Here is an 18563-nt window from a genome sequence, read left to right as displayed (position 1 = left end):
ACGCTTTGCGCCGGGACAGGAGGAAACGCCATGCAGGCAGGGCGGCGCACCATTCTCACGGGGCTGGCGACGGCGGCGATCACAGGGCGTGCCCTGGCGCAGGGCAGGCCGGTGCGGCTGGTGGTGCCCTACAGCGCCGGCAGCGGGCCGGACATCTTCGCCAGGCGGCTGGCGCAGGGCATGGCGCCGCGGCTCGGCAGCGCTGTCGTGGTGGACAACCGCTCCGGCGCGACGACGATGCTGGGGGCGGAGCATGTCGCGGCCTCGGCGCCGGACGGGCTCACGCTGTTCATGGGCACCTCGACAACCTTCGCCGCCAACCCGCATCTGTTCAACCGGATCAACTACAGGATCGACCAGTTCCAGCCGATCTCGCTGCTGATCCGCACGCGCCTCGCGCTCTACGCCAGCCCAAACCTGGCGGCGACCGACATGCCCGGCGTGATCGCGCTGGCCAAGGCGGCGCGCCAGCCGCTGCACTACGGCATCACCGGCCGCGGCAACTCCACCCATCTGACGGGGGAGGCGCTGAAGATCGCCGCGGGGATCGACCTGATCGACGTGCCCTACCGCGGCACGCCGATGATGCAGCAGGGCATCATGCGGGGCGACCTGGCGCTGGCGATCGATGGCATCCCCGCCTGGCTGAGCCTGGTGCAGGAGCGTCGTGCCAAGGTGATTGCCGTGACCGGTGACGCCCGCGTCCCCGCCCTGCCGGACACGCCCACCTTCGCCGAGGGCGGCGTGCGTGACATCGGGCACCAGCACTGGTACGGGCTGCTCGCGCCGGCCGGCCTGCCGGCACCCGTGCTTGCCCATCTGCACGCCGCCACCATCGGCACGATGGGCGATGCCGAACTCTGGCAGAACCTGACGCATGAGGGCGCTACGATCGAGACCAACACGCCCGAGGCCTTCACCGCCCTGATCGCCGAGGAGACGGAAACCTGGGGCCGCATCATCCGCCGCATCGGCCTGACGCTGGAGTGATCAGAGACCATTTTAAGCTGCCAGCGGCTCCGCGATGCCGGTGACGCCGAGACCCGTGATGGCGAAGAGACCCCCGGCCTCGGGCTCCGGCGCCGTCAGGCGGTGGCTGCGCGAGATCGAGGTGAGGTAGAGCACGTCGAGCGCCGGGCCGCCGAAAGCCAGGCTCGTCGGGTAGCGCACGGGCATGCGGATGCGCTGCACCAGGCGGCCGGCGGGATCGAAGCGGCCAATCTCACCACTGCGGACCAGCGCGAACCACAGATGGCCATCGACATCGACCGTGCCGCCATCCGGCGCGGTGCCGAGCGGGGCGAGGTCCACCAGCACGCGACGGTTGCCCGGCAGTCCTTCCCCGGTGTCGTAGTCGAAGGCCCAGATCACCTGGCGCGGGCTGTCGGCCAGATACAGCGTGCGACCATCCGGGCTGAAGCAGGGTCCGTTCGCCGTGACGATGTCCCCCGCCAGCTTCGTCACGCGCCCGCCGGCCAGGCGGTAGAGCCCGCCAAGCGGCGTGGCACCCGCGGCGAGGTTCATGTGCATCGTGCCCGCCACGAAGCGTCCCTGCCGATCCACCTTGCCGTCATTCAGGCGGATGTCGGGATGGGCGATGTCCAGCGGCACCACGGGCGCCAGGGTACCACGGGCCGGATCGAAGCGGCGAAAGCCGTCGGCCAGCGCCAGCAGCATGCCGCCATCGCGGCACAGCGCGAAGGAACCGACCGGCGCCGGGACCGTGAAAGCCTGGTGCACGCCCGTCGAGGGATCGAGCCGGTGCAGCACGCCTTCGAGGGAATCGATCCAATAAAGCCGCTGCTCGCTGGCGCTCCAGACCGGGCTTTCGCCAAGCCGGTCCCGCGTGCTGCCGATCCGGGCGATCTCCATGCCGGTCCTCCCCCGCCAGGGTGGCGGCCGCTGACCGATCGGTCAATACTTGCGGGCGGGCGGGCGGGAGGCCACATTCCGGCCTCCTGGAGGTGACTCATGGCGCGTGCGGCATCGACGGTCGAAGCGGGTGATTCCGCCGAGCGCATCCTTCAGATCCTCTCTGAATCCGCCCGGCTCTTCGCGACCAATGGCTATGACGGCACCTCGATGCGCGACATCGCCGAGGCCTGCGGCATCTCCAAGTCGCTGCTATATCATCACTTCACCGACAAGGACGAGATCTTCGCCCGCATCGCGCTGGGATCGACGCGCGAACTCTACCAGTTCGTCTTCGATCGCCTGCCCGAAGGCGCCACGCCCACGGAACGCCTGCGCGCCTTCATGGTCGCGACGGGCGAGTATTTCCAGCGCTACCGCTGGGCCTGGCTCGCCTCCACCAGCGCCTTCTGGAGCGACCCGGAGCAGCGGCGCCAGAAGGAGCGGATGATGTGGCGCGACCGCTACGAAGGCCTGGTCCGCACGCTGATCCAGCAGGCGATCGATGCCGGAGAATTCCGCCCGCTCGATGTGCCGCTGGCGGGCCGCCTGGTGCTCTCCGCGCTGAACTGGATGCATCGCTGGTACAAGCCGGACAAGGGCATGCCGGCGCCGCAGATCGCGGACGCCTATTTCGACATGATCTTCCGCGGCCTGCGGGCGGAATAGTCAGTCCAGCTTGAGACCGATGCTGCGGATCAGCGCACCCCAGCGCGCGCTCTCCGTCGCCAGCAGCGTCTGGAAGGTATCGGGGTCCATGCTGTCCAGCGTGGAGCCCTGCGCCGCCCAGATCGACCTCAAATGCTCGTTGCGTGATGCGGCCTGGACCGCGGCCAGGATGCGCGCCACCGCGGCATCGGGCGTCCCCGCCGGCGCGAAAAGGCCATACCAGTAGCCCTGCGCCAGATCGGGGTAGCCGGTCTCCGCGAAGGTCGGCACATCAGGCAGCGCGTCGGTCCGCCTCGTGCCGGTCACGGCGAGCGCACGGATCTCGCCGCCACGCACCAGGCCGAGATAGGTCGCCAGGCCATCGAAGCCGATATCGACATCGCCCCGGATGATCGCCTGCGCCGCGGCCGTGCTGGCGCGAAACGGCACGTCCGTCATCTGCAGGCCGGTGATCTGCTTCATCCGTTCACCCGCGAGATGCGCGACGCCGCCGCGCAGCGTGGTGGTATAGGTCACGCCGTTGGGCTGGCGCCGCGCATACTCGATCAACTCCGCCACCGTGCGGATGGGCAGGCGCGGATTGGCATAGAGCGCGAGCTGCGCCTGCAGCAGCTGCGTGATCGCGCGGAACTGCGAGAGGCGATAGGGCAGGTCCGCCCGCAGATGGGGGTTGACGGCGAAGGTCGTCGACGACGTCATCAGCAGCGTGTAGCCATCGGGGCGCGCCTGCGCGACCGCCTCCGCCCCGATCTGCGTCGATGCGCCCGGGCGGTTGTCGATCACCACGGGCTGGCCAAGCGCCTCCTGCATCAGCGGCTGCATGCCGCGCATCAGGATGTCGGGCTCTCCGCCGGGGGAGAAGGCCACGATGATGCGTACCGGCCGCTCCGGCCAGGATTGCGCGCGCGCCGATCGCGCCAAGCCGAGCGAAAGCGCGCCACCGGCGAGTGCCCGGCGGCCGAAAGCGATGCTGTTCATGCTGCCCTCCCTATTCCAGCGTGATGTTCTTCTCGCGGATGATGCGGCCCCATTGAGCCATGTCCTGCGCCATCTGCTGCTGCAGCAGCGCCGGCGGGCCCGAGATGGCGCGCAGTGCCTCGCTCGCCAGGCGCTGGCGGATCGTCTCGCTTTCCATCGCCCTGTTCGCGGCCCCGTTGAGCCTCGCGACGACATCGGCGGGCGTGCCGGCCGGGCAGAGCAGCGCGGTCCAGAAGCCCGTGACGAGTTGGGGATAGCCCGCCTCCTTGAAAGTCGGGATCTCCGGCAGCAACGGTGCGCGTTCCGGGAAGGACAGGCCGAGCAGCCGCAACCGGCCGGCGCGGACATGTTCGATGGTGGTCGTCGGCGCCTCCACGCTGATCTCGATGATCCCGGCGAGAAGGTCGATGGTGGAGGGACCGTTGCCGCGATAGGCGACGTCCGTCAACTCGATGCCCATGGCATTGGCCATCAGGATGCCGAACAGATGCCCCACGCTGCCCGGCCCGTTGGTGGCATAGCGCAGCGGGTTGCGGCTGGCCTTCGCGAAGGTCACGAACTCGGCGATGGTCCGGGCCGGCAGATTGGCGTTGATGGTGAGCGATAGCGGACCATCGAACAGCAGCGCGACCGGCGCGAAATCCTCCAACGTATAGGGCAGCGTCGGGCGCATCAGCACATTGAGCGGCAGCCCCGCCGTACCGCCGACCAGCACGGTCAGCCCATCCTTCGGCGCGCGGGCCACGGCTTCCGTCGCGATGATGGCGTTGCCGCCCGGCCGGTTCTCCACGACGATGGTCTGGTCCAGCGTCTGCGCCATGTGCTGCGCGACCATGCGGGTGACGATGTCGGTCAGCCCGCCGGCGGCGAAGGGCACCACGAAGCGGATGGTACGGGCAGATTGCGCGTGGGCGATACCAGGCACGGCCAGGCCGGCAGCCAGCAGCGCACGGCGGGACAGCATGGGCATGGACCTCTCCTCCGCAGCGTTCGTTGTTCCAATCCTATGCCCATGCTGACCGATCGGTCAACGGCGTCTGTACCGGCGGATTGCAGTTGCGAACTGTGAAGCGTGGCGCTACCACCTTGGCGGCTGACCGATTGGACAGTGGAAGTCCCGGTACAGGTCGATTGGGAGGAAAACGGCATGTCCGCAGCATCCATGGCCGGCGACATCGTGACGCTCGAGGTCGCGGACCACGTCGCCCTCGTCACCCTCAACCGCCCGCCAGTGAACGCCCTGAACCGCGCGATGCGCGACGCCATCATCGAGGTCTTCGACGCGGTGTCGGAGCGCGACGATATCCGCGTCGCCGTGCTGACCGGCGCCGGCAAGGCTTTCTGCGCCGGCGCCGACCTCAAGGACCGTCCGGATCCCGGCAAGACCGGCGCCTTCCACGCCCATAACCGCGTGACGCGTGAAACGGGCAACGCGATCCGCGAATGCGCCAAGCCGGTCATCGCGGCGGTCAATGGCGCGGCGCTGGGTGCCGGGCTCGGGCTGATGGCCGCCTGCGACATCTATCTGGCCGCCGAGGATGCGGTGTTCGGCATGCCGGAGATCGATGTCGGCCTGGCCGGCGGCGGCGCCATGCTGCGCACCATCTTCGGTCGCTCCACCATGCGGATGATGATGTACACGGGCTGGCGACTGACGGGCGCCGAGCTCTACCGCCGCGGCATCATCGAGAAGGCGACCAGTCGAGAGGACCTGCTGCCGGAAGCCATGCGCTACGCCGCCTGCATCGCGGACAAGAGCCCGCTGGCCATCAACTACGCCAAGACCTCCGCCAACATGGTGGACCTCATGCCGCAGCGCGATGCCTACCGCTTCGAGCAGAACTTCACCGTCGCCCTCTCCCGCACCGAGGACGCGAAGGAAGCCCGCACCGCCTTCGTCGAGAAGCGCAAGCCGGTCTTCAAGGGGCGCTGAGATGGACGTCATCGGCGCCGGGCTGGAAGCGATCCTGCAACCGCGCTCCATCGCCATCATCGGTGCCTCCCAGGACCCGACCAAGATCGGCGGCCGCCCGGTGGAACTGCTGCGCCGCTTCGGATTCCCTGGCGCGATCTACCCGGTGAACCCGCGCGCGGCAGAGGTGCAGGGCCTGCGCGCCTATCCCTCCATCACCGACCTGCCCGAGGCACCCGACCTTGCCATCGTCGCCGTCGCCGCCGAAGCGGCGCCCGATGCGCTGGAGGCCTGCGCGGCTAAGGGCGTGAAGGGCGCGGTGATCTTCTCCTCCGGCTTCGCCGAACTCGGCGCAGCCGGCGAAGCGCTGCAGGCACGGCTGCGCGCGACGGCGAAGCGCACGGGGTTGCGCGTCCTCGGCCCGAACTGCCTCGGCGCGGTCAGCATCGCGGAGCGCAGCATCGCGACCTTCTCCATCGTGCTGGAAGGCAGCCTGCCGCCCGCCGGGCCGATTGGCATCGCGTCGCAGAGCGGCAATCTCGGCAGCTACACCGCGCTGCTGGCGCGCGAACGCGGCATCGGCATCAGCCGCTTCCTGACGACCGGCAATGAATGCGACGTGGACATCGCGGATGCCATCGCCTGGCTCGCGCGCGACGACGCCACGAAGGTGATCCTCTGCGTGCTGGAGACCTGTCGCGACGCCCCGCGCCTGGTGGCGGCGCTGGAGGAAGCGCGGCAGGCCGGCAAGCCGGTGATCGTGCTGAAGATCGGCGCCTCGGAGGCAGGCCAGGCGGCGGCGGCATCGCATACGGGGGCCCTTGCCGGATCGGATGCGGTGTTCGACGCCGTGTTCCGCCGCGCGGGCGCGGTGCGCGTGTACAGCGTGGAGCAGATGCTCGACCTCGGCCATGCGGCTTCCGTGCTGGGCACGCGGCTGCCACAGGGCAGACGCACCATGCTGCTCACTGCCTCCGGCGGCTTCGGCGTGCTGCTCGCGGATGCGGCGAGCGCGGCCGGCCTGTCGCTGCCCATGCCATCGCCGGAGACTCAGCGCCGCATCCTGGCCGCCGTGCCCTATGCCTCGCCGCGCAACCCCGTGGACGCCACGGCGCAGATGTCGAGCCGCCCCGAGATCCTGGAGGCGATCCTCGCCGCGATCCTGGAGGACGACAATTGCGACGCGCTGCTGCTGCTGCTCTCCTCCTCGCTCTATCTGCCGCGGCTGCGCAGCGTCTACATGCCGACCTTGCGCGCGGTGCGGGATAAGCACCCAGAGAAGGTCGTGATGCTCGCCGTGCATGGCCCGGCCGATGCGGTGCGGGAGTTGACCGCCATGGGCTTCGCCGTGGTGGATGGCGTTGGGCCCTCGGCGCAGGCGTTGGCCGGGCTCTGCGCGCTCGCCGCCGCGCGGGATCTGCCGCCGCCGCCCCCTGCCCTGCCGCCCGCGCCGCCGCTCGACCGCGGGATGATCGCCAGCGAGGCCGGCGCGAAATCCGTGCTGGCGGCGGCCGGCTTGCCGGTGCTGCCGGAACGCGTCGTGGGCAGCGCGGCGGAAGCGGCTTCCGCTGCCGTGGCGATGGAGTTCCCGGTGGTGCTGAAGATCGTCTCGCCCGACCTGCCGCACAAGACGGAAGTCGGCGGCGTCGTCCTCGACCTGCGCGATGCCGCCTCCGTGGCCGAGGCGCATGACGCGATGCTGGCGCGCGTGCGCGCCAGGGCGCCGACAGCGCGTATCGAAGGCGTGCTCGTCTCGCCCATGGTCAGCGGTGGGGTGGAGATGATCATCGGCACCAAGCTCGACCCGATCTTCGGGCCGGTGGTGCTGGTCGGCCTTGGCGGCATCTTCGCCGAGGTGATGCAGGATGTCGCCGTGCGCCCCGCGCCGGTGGAGGAGGCGGAGGCGCTGGCGATGCTGCGCAGCCTCAAGGCCTTCCCCGTGCTGGATGGCGCGCGCGGCCGGCCGAAGGCGGATCTGGGCGCCGCCGCGCGCGCGATCGCCGCGCTGTCGCGCTTCGCCGCGCAGCACGCCGCGGATGTCGCGGAGATCGACATCAACCCCCTGCTGCTGCGGCCAGAAGGCCAGGGCGCGGTCGCGCTGGATGCGCTGATCGTCCCCACATCGGAGCGACCGGCATGATGGACGGCATGCATCACGATCTCAGCGGAGAGGCCTTCCGCGCGCATGTGCGCGACTGGCTTTCCGCCAATGTCCCGCCCGGCTTCCTGGCCGACGCGCCGGGCTATACGACGCCGACGCTGCAGCAATGCCGCGACTTCGAGGCCGCGATGCACCGCGCGGGCCTGGCCGGCATCACCTGGCCGCGCGCCTATGGCGGGCATGGCCGGACGCTGCGCGAACACCTGGTCGCGAACCAGGAGATCGGGCGCCTCGCCTTGCCGGAAAGCGTGAGTTCCATCGGCAAGGAACTCGCCGGCCCGATCATCCTGGCCATCGGCACGGAGGAGCAGAAGCAGCGCTACCTCCCCGCCATACTCGAGATGCGAGAGATGTGGTGCCAGGGCTTCTCGGAACCCGAGGCCGGATCGGACCTGGCGGGGCTGCGCACGCGTGCGACTCGGGATGGCGCAGGCTGGCGCATCACCGGCCAGAAGATCTGGACATCGGGCGCCGCCAAGGCCGCGCGCTGCCTGCTGCTGGCGCGCACCGGCCCGCTGGAGGATCGCCACAAGGGCCTCGCCCTCTTCGCCGTGCCGATGGATGCGCCGGGCATCCGCGTGCGGCCGATCCGCCAGATCAACGACAAGGATGGCGGCTTCGCCGAGGTCTTCCTCGACGACGTGCCCGTCGGGCCCGAGGATGCGCTCGGCGCGCCGGATGAGGGGTGGAACGCCGCGATCCGCGTGCTCGGCATCGAACGGGCGACGAACCGCATGTACCGCGCCTGGCGCTTCGAGAACGAGTTGCGCCACCTCGTCGCCGCCTGCCGCCAGGATCCCGCGCTCGCGCCGCTGCTGCGCGATGGCGCCTATCGCCAGCGCATCGCCGCCACCCTGGTCGACATCGAGATGGTGAAGGGCAATGTGGAACCGGTGGTGGAGGCGCTGGTCGCCGGCGAGGCGATCGGCGCGCGCGGCAGCCTGATGAAGCTGCATTGGAGCGAGGCCCATCAGCGCTTCGCCGCGCTGGCGATGGAGATACTGGGCATGGCCAGCCCCGATGCGCCCCCACCCGTGCTGCAGGCCCAGAAGCGCTTCAAGGATATCTATCTGCAGGCGCGCGCGGAGACGATCTACGCCGGCACCACGGAGATCCAACTCGGCATCATCGCCGATCGCGTGCTGAACCTGCCGCGGGGGAAGTGAGCATGGACATGATGCAGACGGGCCTCGACCCCGCCGACTTCGCGGACAGCGCCCGCAAGGCCGTCGCGGCCTGCCTCGGCCTCGACCCCGCGGGCTGCGGGGCGCGGCTGGCGGAAGACGGGCTGCTCGGCGTGCTGGCGCCGGAGGAGGTCGGCGGCCTCGGCCTCGACCTCCGCTTCGCCCTGCCGGTGGTGCAGGCCGCGGGCGCCGGCGACCTGGCCTTTCCGCTGGCCGAGACGATGCTGATGGCGCGCCATCTCGCCGGACCGGCGCCGGCCATCGCGGCATCCCTCGCGGCCGGCGAGGGACGCGGCACCATCGCCTGGGCCGGTACAGCGCGTACCGAACTGGTCGGCACCGTCGGCCGCGCACCGCTGGCGGAGGGCGCGGATTGGGTGCTGGTGCGGCTCGCCCACGGTGCCGCACTGCTGCCCGGCAGCGCGCTCCGTATCGCGAAGGCCATCGGCCTCGATGAGACCGCGCCGGAATACAACGTGACGCTCACCGGCGCAGACGCAGCCTGCCGCCTCGATGCCGCTGCGTGGAGCGCCTTGGCGGAGGAGGCGTCGCTGCTGCGGGCCGCCGCGATCCTCGGCGCTGCCGAAACCTCGCTTGCCCTCGCAGTGGAGCATGTCACGACCCGTCGTCAATTCGGCAAGCCGCTGGTCGCCAACCAGGCGATGCGGCACCTGCTGGCCCGCCAGAAACTGGCGATGGAAGGCATGCGCGGCGCGCTGATTCGGGCCACCGGCTGCGGCGACGATGCGGTGGGCATGCTGGCACGGCGCGCCGCCTTCCTCGCCGCCGCCACGCATGGTCCGTTGATCGCGGAGGCGTCGATCCAGGCGCATGGCGGCATGGGCTTCACCTGGGATATCCCGGTGCATCGCCATCTCCGCCGCATCCGCACGCTGGAGGCGCAGGGCGAGGCCCCTGCGATGCGCGAGGCGGTCGCCGCCGCCTTGATCGACGCGAACTGAGCCGGGGAGAGACGCAATGGACACCCAGGATTCGATGGCCGGCATGCTCGCGGGCCGCGTCGCGCTGGTGACCGGCGCCGGCAACGGCATCGGCCGCGCCACCGCGCGCCACCTGGCCGCGATGGGCGCGGTGGTCGGCGTGAACGACCTCAAGCCGGAATTCGTCGCCGCCGCGGTCGCGGAGATCGAGGCAGCCGGCGGCAAGGCGATCGGCATCGCGCAGAATGTCGCGACGCGGGATGGCATGCGCGCCGCCGTGCTCGGCCTGGCGGAACGCGCCGGGCGCTTCGACATCCTGGTCAACAACGCCGCCTGGGTCCGCTACCAGGCCGTGCCGGACATCGCGCCGGAGACCGTGGACCGCATGCTGGAGATCGGCTTCAAGTCGGTCATCTGGGGCATCCAGGCCGCGGCCGAGGTGATGGATGCGGAGCGCGGCGGATCGATCGTCAATGTCGCCTCCACCGCGGGGCTGCGCGCGACGCCTTCCTCCATCGTCTATAGCGGGATCAAGGCGGGCGTGATGGGCATCACGCGCGCCGCGGCGGCCGATCTCGGGCCGCGCCACATCCGCGTGAATGCCATCGCGCCATCCGCCGTGCCGACCGAGGGCACCGCGAAGCATCGGACCGAGGAGAAGGACCAGCGGCGTATCGCGCGTACGCCGCTCGGTCGGCTCGGCACGGTGGGGGACATCGCCAAGGCGATCTGCTTCCTCGCGACCGACCAGGCAAGCTTCGTGACCGGTCAGGTGCTAGCCGTGGATGGCGGGATCACCACCACGAATATCTAGCCTGGCGCGAAGGTAGCAGGGCGTTTCAGGCCATGGCTGATGCCGCCGACATCGGGCCCGCCCACTGACGAGCCTGGTGCGCGGCGCACCGGCGCTGTACGGCCGCCGCGGCCAGTTCTGCCCTGCCGGTCGAGGAGCGCCATCGCCGGGGTCCTCGTGCCGCACCCCACCATCACGGCACCAGCCTATCCGCCCGCCGGAATGACCGCACGCAAAGCAGAGGACATCCAGTCCCAGGCACCATATCGTCCCTGTCCGTACCCGAACCGATCTTTCGATGAGCCTGCGAAGCTACCGGTATGCTGCGATGATCGCCTGCGTGCCGACATCGCCACCGAGTTCCGCGGCGATGCGATCGAACAGCGCGCGGGACTGCGCCAGGCCGGGCAGCGCCAGGCCCATGGCCTCCGCCTCGGCCACGGCAATGCCGAGGTCCTTCAGGAAGTGCTTCACCATGAAACCCGGCGCGAAATCGCCAGCCAGCATCTTCGGCCCGAGTGCGGTGAGTTGCATGGATCCCGCCGCACCAGGCGCCAGCGCCGCGAGCACGGCCTCGCCATCCAGGCCCGCGCGCCGGGCGTAGGACAGCGCCTCCGCCACGCCCATCACCGCCGACGCGATGGCGATCTGGTTCGCCATCTTCGTATGCTGCCCGGCGCCCGCGCCGCCCATGTGGCGGATCGCCTTGCCCATCCGCGCGAAGACCGGCTGCGCGCGCCCGAAGGCGTCCGCATCACCGCCCACCATGATGGAGAGCGCGGCATTGCGCGCGCCGATATCCCCGCCGGAGACCGGCGCATCCAGCGCCGCGCAGCGCTTCGCCGCGGCGGCCTCCGCCAGGCGGGAGGCGAGGCGTGGCGAGGAGGTCGTCATGTCGATCAGCAGCGTGCCGGGCTTCGCGCCGGCCAGCAGCCCATCCGTTCCAAGCCAGACCTGTTCCACGTCCTGCGGGAAGCCGAGGACCGTGATGACGATGTCGCTCTCGCCGGCCAGCGCGGCCGGCGTGTCCGCCCAGGTCGCGCCAGCCGCCAGCAAGGCGTCGACACGCGGGCCGCGGCTCCGGTTGGCGATGGTCAGCCTGTGGCCCGCGGCCTGCAGATGCCCGGCCATGGACCCGCCCATGATGCCGATGCCCATGAAGCCGATGCGGGGAAGCGGCGTGTCGTTCATGCGGTGTCCTTCGCGGCCTGCAGGGCGGCCCAGATGCGGGCCGGCGTGGCGGGCCCACTGTCGAGATGCACGCCGGCCCGTGCCAGCGCGTCGTTGACGGCGTTCATCAGCGCGCCGATGCCGCCCATCGTCCCACCCTCCGCCATGCCCTTGATGCCGGCCGGCGTGGACGGGCTGGGCGTGTCGTGGTGGGAAAGTTCGAAAGCCGGCAGATCGTCAGCCCGGGCGATGGCGTAGTCCATGAAACTGCCAGCGACCGCCTGGCCATCCTCGGCATAGGCGGCGTGCTCCATCATCGCGCCAGACAATCCCATGGCCGTGGCGCCATGCGTCTGCCCCGCGACGATCAGCGGATTGATGCGGGTGCCGCAATCCTCCGCGACGACATGGCGCAGGACGCGCAGCGCGCCGGTCGCCGGATCGATCTCCACCGCGCAGGCATGGGTGCTGTTGGCGTAGGTCATCGCCGGCGGGTCATAGGCCAGGACGGCGTGCAACCCCGGCTCCATCCCCGGCGGCAGGCGCAGCGGATCGAGATGCGCGGTGCGCGCCACCTGCGCCAGGCTCAGCCCGGTCTCGACCCAGGCGCCCTCCACCAGGCGCAGCACCACGCCGTCGCGCAGGTCGAGTCCGGCCGCGCTGTTCAAATCCAGCATCGCCGCCGCGATCGCCAGCACCTTCGCCTTCAGCCTTTGTCCCGCCATGTACAGCGCGCCGCCGCCCGCCGCCGCGCCACGGCTGCCGCGGCTGCCCATGCCATAGGGCGCGATGTCGCTGTGACCGATCTGGATCACGAGATCATCGAGGGCGGCGCCAAGACCCGCGGCAGCCGCCTGCGCCAGCGATGTCTCGTAGCCCTGGCCCGATCCCATAAGCCCGCAGGATGCGATGACCGCGCCGGAAGGCTCCACGCGCATCGTCGCGACCTCATGCCCCGAGCCCGGGATGCCGGCGGCGCGGTAGAAGGCGGACCCGTAGGTGGTGCTCTCTACCACGGTGCAGAGGCCGATGCCGAGCAGCCTGTCGCGCGGCTGCGCCTGCCCTGCCCGCAGCGCGTCGTAGCCGATGGCCGCCGCCGCCGCATCCAGCGTGGCGCGCGGGGTCAGCGCGTCGTAGCGCTCCCCGGTCGCGGTGGTGAAGGGCAGGTCGGCATCCCCGATGGAGTTGATCCGCCGCACCGCCAGTGGATCAAGGCCGAGTTCGCGCGCCACCGCATCCATCGTGCCCTCCATGACCCAGGAGGTGACGGCCATCGGCGCACGCATGGGGCCGGAGGGGCATTTGTTGGTGAGCCAGACCTGCACGTCGTAGCCATAGTCGCGCAGGCGGTACGGCCCGGGCAGGATCATCGCGACGACGCGGGCCATGTAGTTGGCGGGGAAGAAGGACCAGGCGCCGAAATCGACCTCCATCGCGCAGGTCAGGCCGAGAAGGCGGCCATCGGTGGCGACGGCGGCGCGGGTGACGATGGTCTCCTCCCGCGCCATCATCGCGGTCATCAGGTTCTCCGCCCGCGTCTCTCGCCAGCGCACGGGGCGGTTCAGCAGCCGCGATGCGGCGGCGATGCACAGATCCTCCCGCAGCGGGATGATCTTCTGGCCGAAGCCGCCGCCCATCTCCGGGCTCTCGACGGTGACCTGGAACTCCTTCAGCCGCAGCCGTGACGCGACGGCGCTGCGATAGGGGTGCGGCGCCTGAGTGCCCACGCGCAGGGTCAGGTGTTCCCGCCCCGCATCCCAGATCGCCAGCACGCCGCGCGGCTCCAGCGGCACATGCGTCTGCCGCTGCTGGGCAAAGCGCGCTTCCACCACGCGGTCGGCCCGGGCGAAGGCGGCATCCAGGCCCGGCGTCGCGAAGCCCTGGCGGGAGACGCGGTTGCCCGGCACGGCGGGGTCCACCAGGGCAGCGGCCTGCTTTGCCTGGGCGATACTCGCGATGGCCGGCAGCGGATCCCACGCCACCTGGACCAGTTCCGCCGCATCCTCCGCCGCGCTCCGCGATGCGGCCAGTACCAGCGCGACGGGATCGCCCACGAAGCGCGCGATGTCCGTGGGCAGGACCGGCATGTCCATCGGCAGCAGGCCGGCGATGGGCGGTGCCATGCGGAGCGGCGCGACGATGGCGCCGAGGTCGCGGCCGGTCAGCACCGCAGCCACGCCCGGTACCGCGCGGGCCGCCGCCGTATCGATGGGGCCGATCCGCGCATGCGGGTGCGGGCTGCGCACGAACACCGCATGCAGGCAGCCCGGCGGCGCGGGGATGTCGTCCAGGAAGCGGCCCTGGCCCATCAGCAGCCGCCGGTCCTCGCGCCGCCGCAGCGCCTTGCCGAGCGGGCCGCCCGGTTCGGGGGGCGGCGGGACGATCACAGTCGCGCCTCCGTCTGCCGGTCGAACAGATGCAGCCGCGCAGGATCGATGCCGAAGGTCATGCTGTCGCCATGGCGGACGCGCCATTCCTTGGGCACACGCAGCGTGAGCGCGACGTCGCCCGGCGCGACGACCTCCAGCAGCGTCTCCGAGCCGAGCGGGGAGACGAGGGTCACCCGGGCCTCCAGGCTCGCCAGGCCCGGCGCGGGCGCGGCGACATCCTCCGGCCGCAGGCCGAGCGTCACGGCACGGCCCGGCGCGACGGCGCCCGGGGGCAGGTCGAGCCGCAGCGCGCCGCGCGCGAATCGGCCGTCGGCAGCGATCTCGCCCTCGACCAGGTTGATCGGCGGGCTGCCGAGGAAGCTGGCGACGAAGGTATTGGCCGGGCGGCTGTAGATGCCGTCGGGCGTGTCGAGTTGCTGGATCAGCCCGCCACGCATCACCGCGATGCGGTCGGCCAGAGTCATCGCCTCTGCCTGGTCATGCGTGACATAGACGAAGGTGGCCTGCAGTCGCTGGTGCAGATGCTTGATGAGGCTGCGCATGGAAAGCCGCAGCGCCGCGTCGAGATTCGACAGCGGCTCATCCATCAGGAAGACGCTGGGCTTGCGCACGATGGCGCGGCCGAGCGCCACACGCTGCCGCTGCCCGCCCGAAAGCTGTGACGGGTGGCGGTCCAGCAGATGCGCGATCTCCAACTGTTCGGAGACATCGGCCACGGCGCGCTCGACCTCCGCGCGCGGGGTCCGGCGGAGCTGGAGAGGAAAGGCGATGTTCTCCCGCACCGTCTTGTTCGGATAGAGCGCGTAGGACTGGAAGACCATCGCGACCTCCCGCTTGTGCGGGGGCTGCCAGGTAACGTCGGTGGCGTCGAAGCGCAGCGTGCCGTCGGTGATCTCCTCCAACCCCGCGATCATGTTCAGCGTCGTCGTCTTGCCGCAGCCGGACGGGCCGAGCAGCACCATGAACTCGCCATGGCCGATGGCCAGGTCCAGCCGGTCCACGGCGGTGACGCTGCCGTAGCGCTTGGTCAGCTTCTCGCAGGTGATGGCAGCCATGGTTATCCCTTCACCGCGCCGGCGGTGAGGCCGGAGACGATGTAGCGCTGGAACAGCACCGCCATCAGCACCGGCGGGATGATCGCGATGACACCCGCCGCATTGACGAAGGAGAAGCTGGTGGTGAAATCCATCACGAAGCCGGAGATGACGATCGGCAGCGTCTGCGCCGCGACATTCTGTGTCAGCACCAGCGCGAAGACGAATTCGTTCCAGGAGGTGAGGAAGGCGAAGGTCAGCGATGCCACCAGCGCGGGCAGCGACAGCGGCAGGTAGACATGCCGCAGCGCCCCCCAATGGCCGCAGCCATCGATCCGCGCGGCGCGATACAGGTCGCGCGGAATGCCCTCGAAATAGGAAATCAGGATGAAGATCGTGAAGGGCACCGTGATGGCGAGGTAGGTGACGACCAGCGCGCCCAGCGTGTTGATCAGCCCGAGGTTCCGGATCACCAGGAAGAGCGGCACGATCAGCGCGATATCCGGCACCACGCGCGTGGCCAGCACGGTGTAGAGCGTCGCGCGCCGCCCGCGGAAATCGATCACCGCGATCGCGTAGGCCGCGGTGACCGACAACAGCAGGTTGAGCGCCGCGACCCACAGCCCGACCGTCAGGCTGTTCCAGAGCGACGGGATCAGGTTCGCCGCGCCGGAGGGGAGGAACCCGCCGGTGGCCGGGTCGCCCTGGCGCCTCGTCTCATAGGTCACCTGCCGTTCGGCAGCGTTCAGGATGGCGTCGAAATTGCCGAAATTGACCTCCGGCGGCAGCCAGTTCGGCGGGATGGCCGTGATCTGCGCCTCGGTCTGCAACGATGATGAGACCAGCCACGCCACCGGCCCCGCGACATACAGCACGAACAGCGCCGAGAAGAACGCCAGCAGCACAGCGCGGCCGATGCGGGGTGCGAGAGGACGGCCGGCCATCAGATGCGCTTCCCCAGCCAGCGGATCACGGCCCAGGACAGCAGGAAGGTCGCCATCGCCAGCACGTAGCTCATCGCGGCACCCGTTCCGAAGCGCAGCGACCGGAAGGTCTCGACGTAGATGAGCCAGGACAGGGTGAAGCTGGCATCGCCCGGCCCGCCCTGGGTCATGATCAGGAACAGGTCGAAATGGCGGATGCTGATCATCGTCTCATACACCAGGACCAGCATCAGCCCCGGTCGCAGCGCCGGCAGCGTCACATGCACGAAGCGCTGGAGGACATTGGCACCATCCACCTTGGCGGCGCGGTAGAGGTCGTCCGGAATGGCCTTCATGGTGACGATCAGCAGCAGGGCTGCCAGCGGCATCTGCTTCCACACGGCGGCATTGGCGATCAGCATCAGCGTCAGGTCGGGATCGCCGAGCCAGGCGCGATACCGCTCGATGAGGCCGACCTTCAGGAGCAGCGCGTTGAGCAGCCCATAGGTCGGATCGTAGATCCACTTCCACATCAGCCCGTTCACGACCGACGGTGTCGCCCAGGGCACCAGCAGAACCGCCGACAGGATGCGTTGGCCGGGGAAGGTCTCGTTCAGCAGCAGCGCAACCAGCACGGCGAGAACCGTGGTCACCACCACCGTCACCACCGTGTAGACCGTGGTGCGTGAGACGGCCAACCAGAAGCGCTCATCGCCGAAGATGCGCAGGTAGTTGTCGCCGCCCACGAAGGGACGGCGCAAGGGGCGCGTCAGGACGATGTCGTGCAGGCTGACCCAGAAGGAATACAGGATCGGGTAGGCCGCCACGACCAGCAGCACCGCCACCACCGGGAAGACCAGGATGGCTGCGCTGCGTTCGTCGTAGCCGAACTTCCGGTTCAGTCGGGCCAGCACGTCAGCGGAAGGCGCGACGGAGTTCCGTCCACTTCGCCGCGGCGGTGCGCATCGCCGCCTCCGGCTCCGCACGGCCAAGGCAGACGGCCTGCCAGGCCTGGTTCGACGTCTCGACCCATTCGCCGAACCAGGGCGCGATGGTGTCCTTCTTCTTCGCCAGCATCGCCTGCTGCGCGATCACCGCGCCGCCACCGGCCCAGCGGTTCCAGAACGCCGTCACATCGGCATCCTGGTTCACCGGCAGGGCGCAGCTCGGCAGGCCGACATCGGTCAGCAGCAGCTTCTGCATGGAATAGTTGCCGCCGGTATCGCGACCGCCGAAGAATTCCATGAAGCGCACGGCCCGCTCCCGCCTTGCGCGGTCCGCCTTGGCGGCCGGCGTCATGCCGTAGAAGCGGATCCAGCCCAGCGTGTTGTTCGTACCATCCGGCCCGCCCTTCGGCATCAGCGCGATGCGGATCTTGCCAGCGGCCGATGCCTGCGACGGATCATTCAGCGCACGGATGCGGTAGGTCGGCACGATGGCGAAGGCATGCTGCCCGCTGCCCATCGCGCGCAGGCCGTTGATCTCCCCCGTCTCCACCGCGCCGGGCGACAGGATTCGATGGGTCGCGATCGCCTCCCGGATGAAGCGGGCGGCGCGGACCGCGCCGCGGTTCGCATCGGCCATCACCGCATTCCCGGCATCGTCGACCATGCGTCCGCCGAAGGCATAGGTCAGCGCCGAGACGAATTCGATCAGCCAGGTATCGGCGGCCAGCGACAGCAGCAGCGGGAACTCCACGATCCCCTGCTGCTTGATGCGCAGCGATTGCTGCACGACCTCCTCCCACGTCGTCGGAAGGGTGGTGATGCCGGCGCGCTCAAGCAGCTCCGTATTGTACATGAAGCTCATGTGGTCGCCGTAATAGGCAAGGCCGTATTGCTTGCCGCGATAGACCATCGACTGCGTGCAGTAATCCGCCGCATCCGCGTTGTAGCGCATGAGCTGCGGGATGTCGTTGATGTCCGCCAGCCACCCGGCCTCGACGAATTCCGGCAGCCAGGCGTCGGAGATCCAGGACACGTCGATCGGCGCATTCCCGACGAGGCGCGTGACCAGCGCGGTGCGGAACTGCGCCCAGGGAAAGTTCTCGTAGTTCACCCGGACATTGGTCGCCCGCTCGAAGGCCGAGATCTGGGCGCGCACCTGGTCCACCGCGGCGGACCAGCCGATGAAGTTCACCGTGCCGCCGGACTGGGCGGCGGCGTCGCCGCCCGACAGCCCGGCCAGCAATGCAGGGGCGCCAGCAGCGCCGGCAAGAAGTCGGCGGCGGGTCAGCGGGGATGCGATGGGCTGCATGGGTCGGCCTTCGGTTTGCGGCTCTTCACGATTCGCGCAAGCCACAGACATGCCCAGGCTGCGCCTTCACAACCTTGCGCGTAGGAGGGGACTTCCGTCAATCAGCCTTGCGGAAACAGGCATGGGGACGGGAAGCCGCATCATCCAGGCCGAGTACTACCGCGCCACAAAATACGGCGTCTTGCGGATCGTCCGCCACCAGCACGAAGCCGCGCCCGATCCGCTCGATCGCGCGCGGCAT

At 69.9% G+C, this 18563-nt stretch carries 17 protein-coding genes; 7 read left to right on the top strand and 10 right to left on the bottom strand.

Annotation, left to right across the window (positions count from 1 at the left end; all coding sequences use genetic code 11):
* Nucleotides 1-30 precede the first annotated feature (30 nt).
* Complete coding sequence (locus BM041_RS03015) at nt 31-990, top strand: Bug family tripartite tricarboxylate transporter substrate binding protein (protein WP_092955253.1); 960 nt, start codon at nt 31-33, stop codon at nt 988-990.
* Nucleotides 991-1002: 12 nt separating this feature from the next.
* On the opposite strand, the gene BM041_RS03010 is transcribed toward BM041_RS03015, so the two are convergent.
* Nucleotides 1003-1872: an SMP-30/gluconolactonase/LRE family protein gene (locus tag BM041_RS03010; RefSeq protein WP_092955250.1), complete on the bottom strand. Its 870-nt coding sequence runs from the start codon at nt 1870-1872 to the stop codon at nt 1003-1005.
* Between the two features lie 99 nt (nt 1873-1971).
* Here BM041_RS03010 and BM041_RS03005 point away from each other — a divergent pair, with 99 nt between their 5' ends.
* Entirely contained in the window at nt 1972-2580 is a 609-nt protein-coding gene (locus tag BM041_RS03005) for a TetR/AcrR family transcriptional regulator (protein WP_092955247.1), read from the top strand.
* Here BM041_RS03005 and BM041_RS03000 read toward each other — a convergent pair whose 3' ends face one another.
* Together BM041_RS03000 and BM041_RS02995 are read right to left on the bottom strand one after the other, a co-directional pair.
* On the bottom strand, nt 2581-3558 hold the full coding sequence (locus BM041_RS03000; RefSeq protein WP_092955244.1) for a Bug family tripartite tricarboxylate transporter substrate binding protein: 978 nt from the start codon (nt 3556-3558) through the stop codon (nt 2581-2583). It abuts the gene before it with no gap.
* Between the two features lie 10 nt (nt 3559-3568).
* Complete coding sequence (locus tag BM041_RS02995) at nt 3569-4528, bottom strand: Bug family tripartite tricarboxylate transporter substrate binding protein (RefSeq protein WP_092955241.1); 960 nt, start codon at nt 4526-4528, stop codon at nt 3569-3571.
* A 177-nt stretch (nt 4529-4705) separates the two neighbouring features.
* Between BM041_RS02995 and BM041_RS02990 the strand changes: the two genes are divergently transcribed.
* From BM041_RS02990 to BM041_RS02970, 5 genes are read left to right on the top strand one after another with little or no spacing between them, the layout of a single operon-like run.
* On the top strand, nt 4706-5491 hold the full coding sequence (locus BM041_RS02990; RefSeq protein ID WP_245761904.1) for an enoyl-CoA hydratase/isomerase family protein: 786 nt from the start codon (nt 4706-4708) through the stop codon (nt 5489-5491).
* 1 nt (nt 5492) lies between these two features.
* Nucleotides 5493-7610 carry an acetate--CoA ligase family protein gene (locus BM041_RS02985; RefSeq protein WP_092955239.1) on the top strand — a complete coding sequence of 706 codons (2118 nt, stop codon included), beginning with the start codon at nt 5493-5495 and terminating at the stop codon, nt 7608-7610.
* Between the two features lie 8 nt (nt 7611-7618).
* Nucleotides 7619-8797 (top strand): acyl-CoA dehydrogenase family protein, encoded by a 1179-nt coding sequence (locus BM041_RS02980; protein ID WP_175533690.1) that lies wholly within the window; start codon nt 7619-7621, stop codon nt 8795-8797.
* A 2-nt stretch (nt 8798-8799) separates the two neighbouring features.
* Nucleotides 8800-9777 carry an acyl-CoA dehydrogenase family protein gene (locus BM041_RS02975; protein WP_175533689.1) on the top strand — a complete coding sequence of 326 codons (978 nt, stop codon included), beginning with the start codon at nt 8800-8802 and terminating at the stop codon, nt 9775-9777.
* 16 nt (nt 9778-9793) lie between these two features.
* Complete coding sequence (locus BM041_RS02970; protein ID WP_217648596.1) at nt 9794-10570, top strand: SDR family NAD(P)-dependent oxidoreductase; 777 nt, start codon at nt 9794-9796, stop codon at nt 10568-10570.
* Between the two features lie 291 nt (nt 10571-10861).
* Here BM041_RS02970 and BM041_RS02965 read toward each other — a convergent pair whose 3' ends face one another.
* The 7 genes from BM041_RS02965 to BM041_RS30400 all read right to left on the bottom strand — a co-directional run bounded on the left by BM041_RS02965 (nt 10862) and on the right by BM041_RS30400 (nt 18563).
* The gene (locus BM041_RS02965) at nt 10862-11740 is read right to left on the bottom strand and encodes an NAD(P)-dependent oxidoreductase (protein ID WP_092955236.1); all 879 of its coding nucleotides are present in this window, start codon (nt 11738-11740) and stop codon (nt 10862-10864) included.
* A complete protein-coding gene (locus BM041_RS02960; RefSeq protein ID WP_217648595.1) occupies nt 11737-14106 on the bottom strand; it encodes a xanthine dehydrogenase family protein molybdopterin-binding subunit in 2370 nt (789 codons plus the stop codon). The genes BM041_RS02965 and BM041_RS02960 overlap by 4 nt, the downstream gene beginning before the upstream one ends.
* A complete protein-coding gene (locus BM041_RS02955; RefSeq protein WP_092955229.1) occupies nt 14103-15164 on the bottom strand; it encodes an ABC transporter ATP-binding protein in 1062 nt (353 codons plus the stop codon). The genes BM041_RS02960 and BM041_RS02955 overlap by 4 nt, the downstream gene beginning before the upstream one ends.
* 2 nt (nt 15165-15166) lie before the next feature.
* Nucleotides 15167-16087 carry a carbohydrate ABC transporter permease gene (locus tag BM041_RS02950; RefSeq protein ID WP_092955226.1) on the bottom strand — a complete coding sequence of 307 codons (921 nt, stop codon included), beginning with the start codon at nt 16085-16087 and terminating at the stop codon, nt 15167-15169.
* Nucleotides 16087-16980, bottom strand: coding sequence for a carbohydrate ABC transporter permease (locus tag BM041_RS02945; protein ID WP_217648594.1), 894 nt, complete (start codon nt 16978-16980; stop codon nt 16087-16089). The genes BM041_RS02950 and BM041_RS02945 overlap by 1 nt, the downstream gene beginning before the upstream one ends.
* A gap of 1 nt (nt 16981) precedes the next feature.
* Nucleotides 16982-18322, bottom strand: coding sequence for an ABC transporter substrate-binding protein (locus BM041_RS02940; RefSeq protein ID WP_175533688.1), 1341 nt, complete (start codon nt 18320-18322; stop codon nt 16982-16984).
* A 97-nt stretch (nt 18323-18419) separates the two neighbouring features.
* Entirely contained in the window at nt 18420-18563 is a 144-nt protein-coding gene (locus BM041_RS30400; protein ID WP_175533687.1) for a hypothetical protein, read from the bottom strand.

The organism is Falsiroseomonas stagni DSM 19981, from assembly GCF_900114315.1.
Classification (GTDB): Bacteria; Pseudomonadota; Alphaproteobacteria; order Acetobacterales; family Acetobacteraceae; genus Falsiroseomonas; species Falsiroseomonas stagni.
The sequence above is the reverse complement of the archived record's forward strand: the minus strand, read 5'-3'. Positions and strand labels throughout refer to the sequence as shown.

What these genes read in the sequence shown, in the direction of transcription:
- BM041_RS02940 (WP_175533688.1), bottom strand. Translation starts at nt 18,322, where the DNA reads ATGCAGCCCATCGCATCCCCGCTGACCCGCCGCCGACTTCTTGCCGGC.
- BM041_RS03005 (WP_092955247.1), top strand. Translation starts at nt 1,972, where the DNA reads ATGGCGCGTGCGGCATCGACGGTCGAAGCGGGTGATTCCGCCGAGCGC.
- BM041_RS03010 (WP_092955250.1), bottom strand. Translation starts at nt 1,872, where the DNA reads ATGGAGATCGCCCGGATCGGCAGCACGCGGGACCGGCTTGGCGAAAGC.
- BM041_RS02950 (WP_092955226.1), bottom strand. Translation starts at nt 16,087, where the DNA reads ATGGCCGGCCGTCCTCTCGCACCCCGCATCGGCCGCGCTGTGCTGCTG.
- BM041_RS02955 (WP_092955229.1), bottom strand. Translation starts at nt 15,164, where the DNA reads ATGGCTGCCATCACCTGCGAGAAGCTGACCAAGCGCTACGGCAGCGTC.
- BM041_RS02980 (WP_175533690.1), top strand. Translation starts at nt 7,619, where the DNA reads ATGCATCACGATCTCAGCGGAGAGGCCTTCCGCGCGCATGTGCGCGAC.
- BM041_RS30400 (WP_175533687.1), bottom strand. Translation starts at nt 18,563, where the DNA reads ATGCCGCGCGCGATCGAGCGGATCGGGCGCGGCTTCGTGCTGGTGGCG.
- BM041_RS02975 (WP_175533689.1), top strand. Translation starts at nt 8,800, where the DNA reads ATGGACATGATGCAGACGGGCCTCGACCCCGCCGACTTCGCGGACAGC.
- BM041_RS02995 (WP_092955241.1), bottom strand. Translation starts at nt 4,528, where the DNA reads ATGCCCATGCTGTCCCGCCGTGCGCTGCTGGCTGCCGGCCTGGCCGTG.
- BM041_RS03015 (WP_092955253.1), top strand. Translation starts at nt 31, where the DNA reads ATGCAGGCAGGGCGGCGCACCATTCTCACGGGGCTGGCGACGGCGGCG.
- BM041_RS02990 (WP_245761904.1), top strand. Translation starts at nt 4,706, where the DNA reads ATGTCCGCAGCATCCATGGCCGGCGACATCGTGACGCTCGAGGTCGCG.
- BM041_RS02965 (WP_092955236.1), bottom strand. Translation starts at nt 11,740, where the DNA reads ATGAACGACACGCCGCTTCCCCGCATCGGCTTCATGGGCATCGGCATC.
- BM041_RS02970 (WP_217648596.1), top strand. Translation starts at nt 9,794, where the DNA reads ATGGACACCCAGGATTCGATGGCCGGCATGCTCGCGGGCCGCGTCGCG.
- BM041_RS03000 (WP_092955244.1), bottom strand. Translation starts at nt 3,558, where the DNA reads ATGAACAGCATCGCTTTCGGCCGCCGGGCACTCGCCGGTGGCGCGCTT.
- BM041_RS02985 (WP_092955239.1), top strand. Translation starts at nt 5,493, where the DNA reads ATGGACGTCATCGGCGCCGGGCTGGAAGCGATCCTGCAACCGCGCTCC.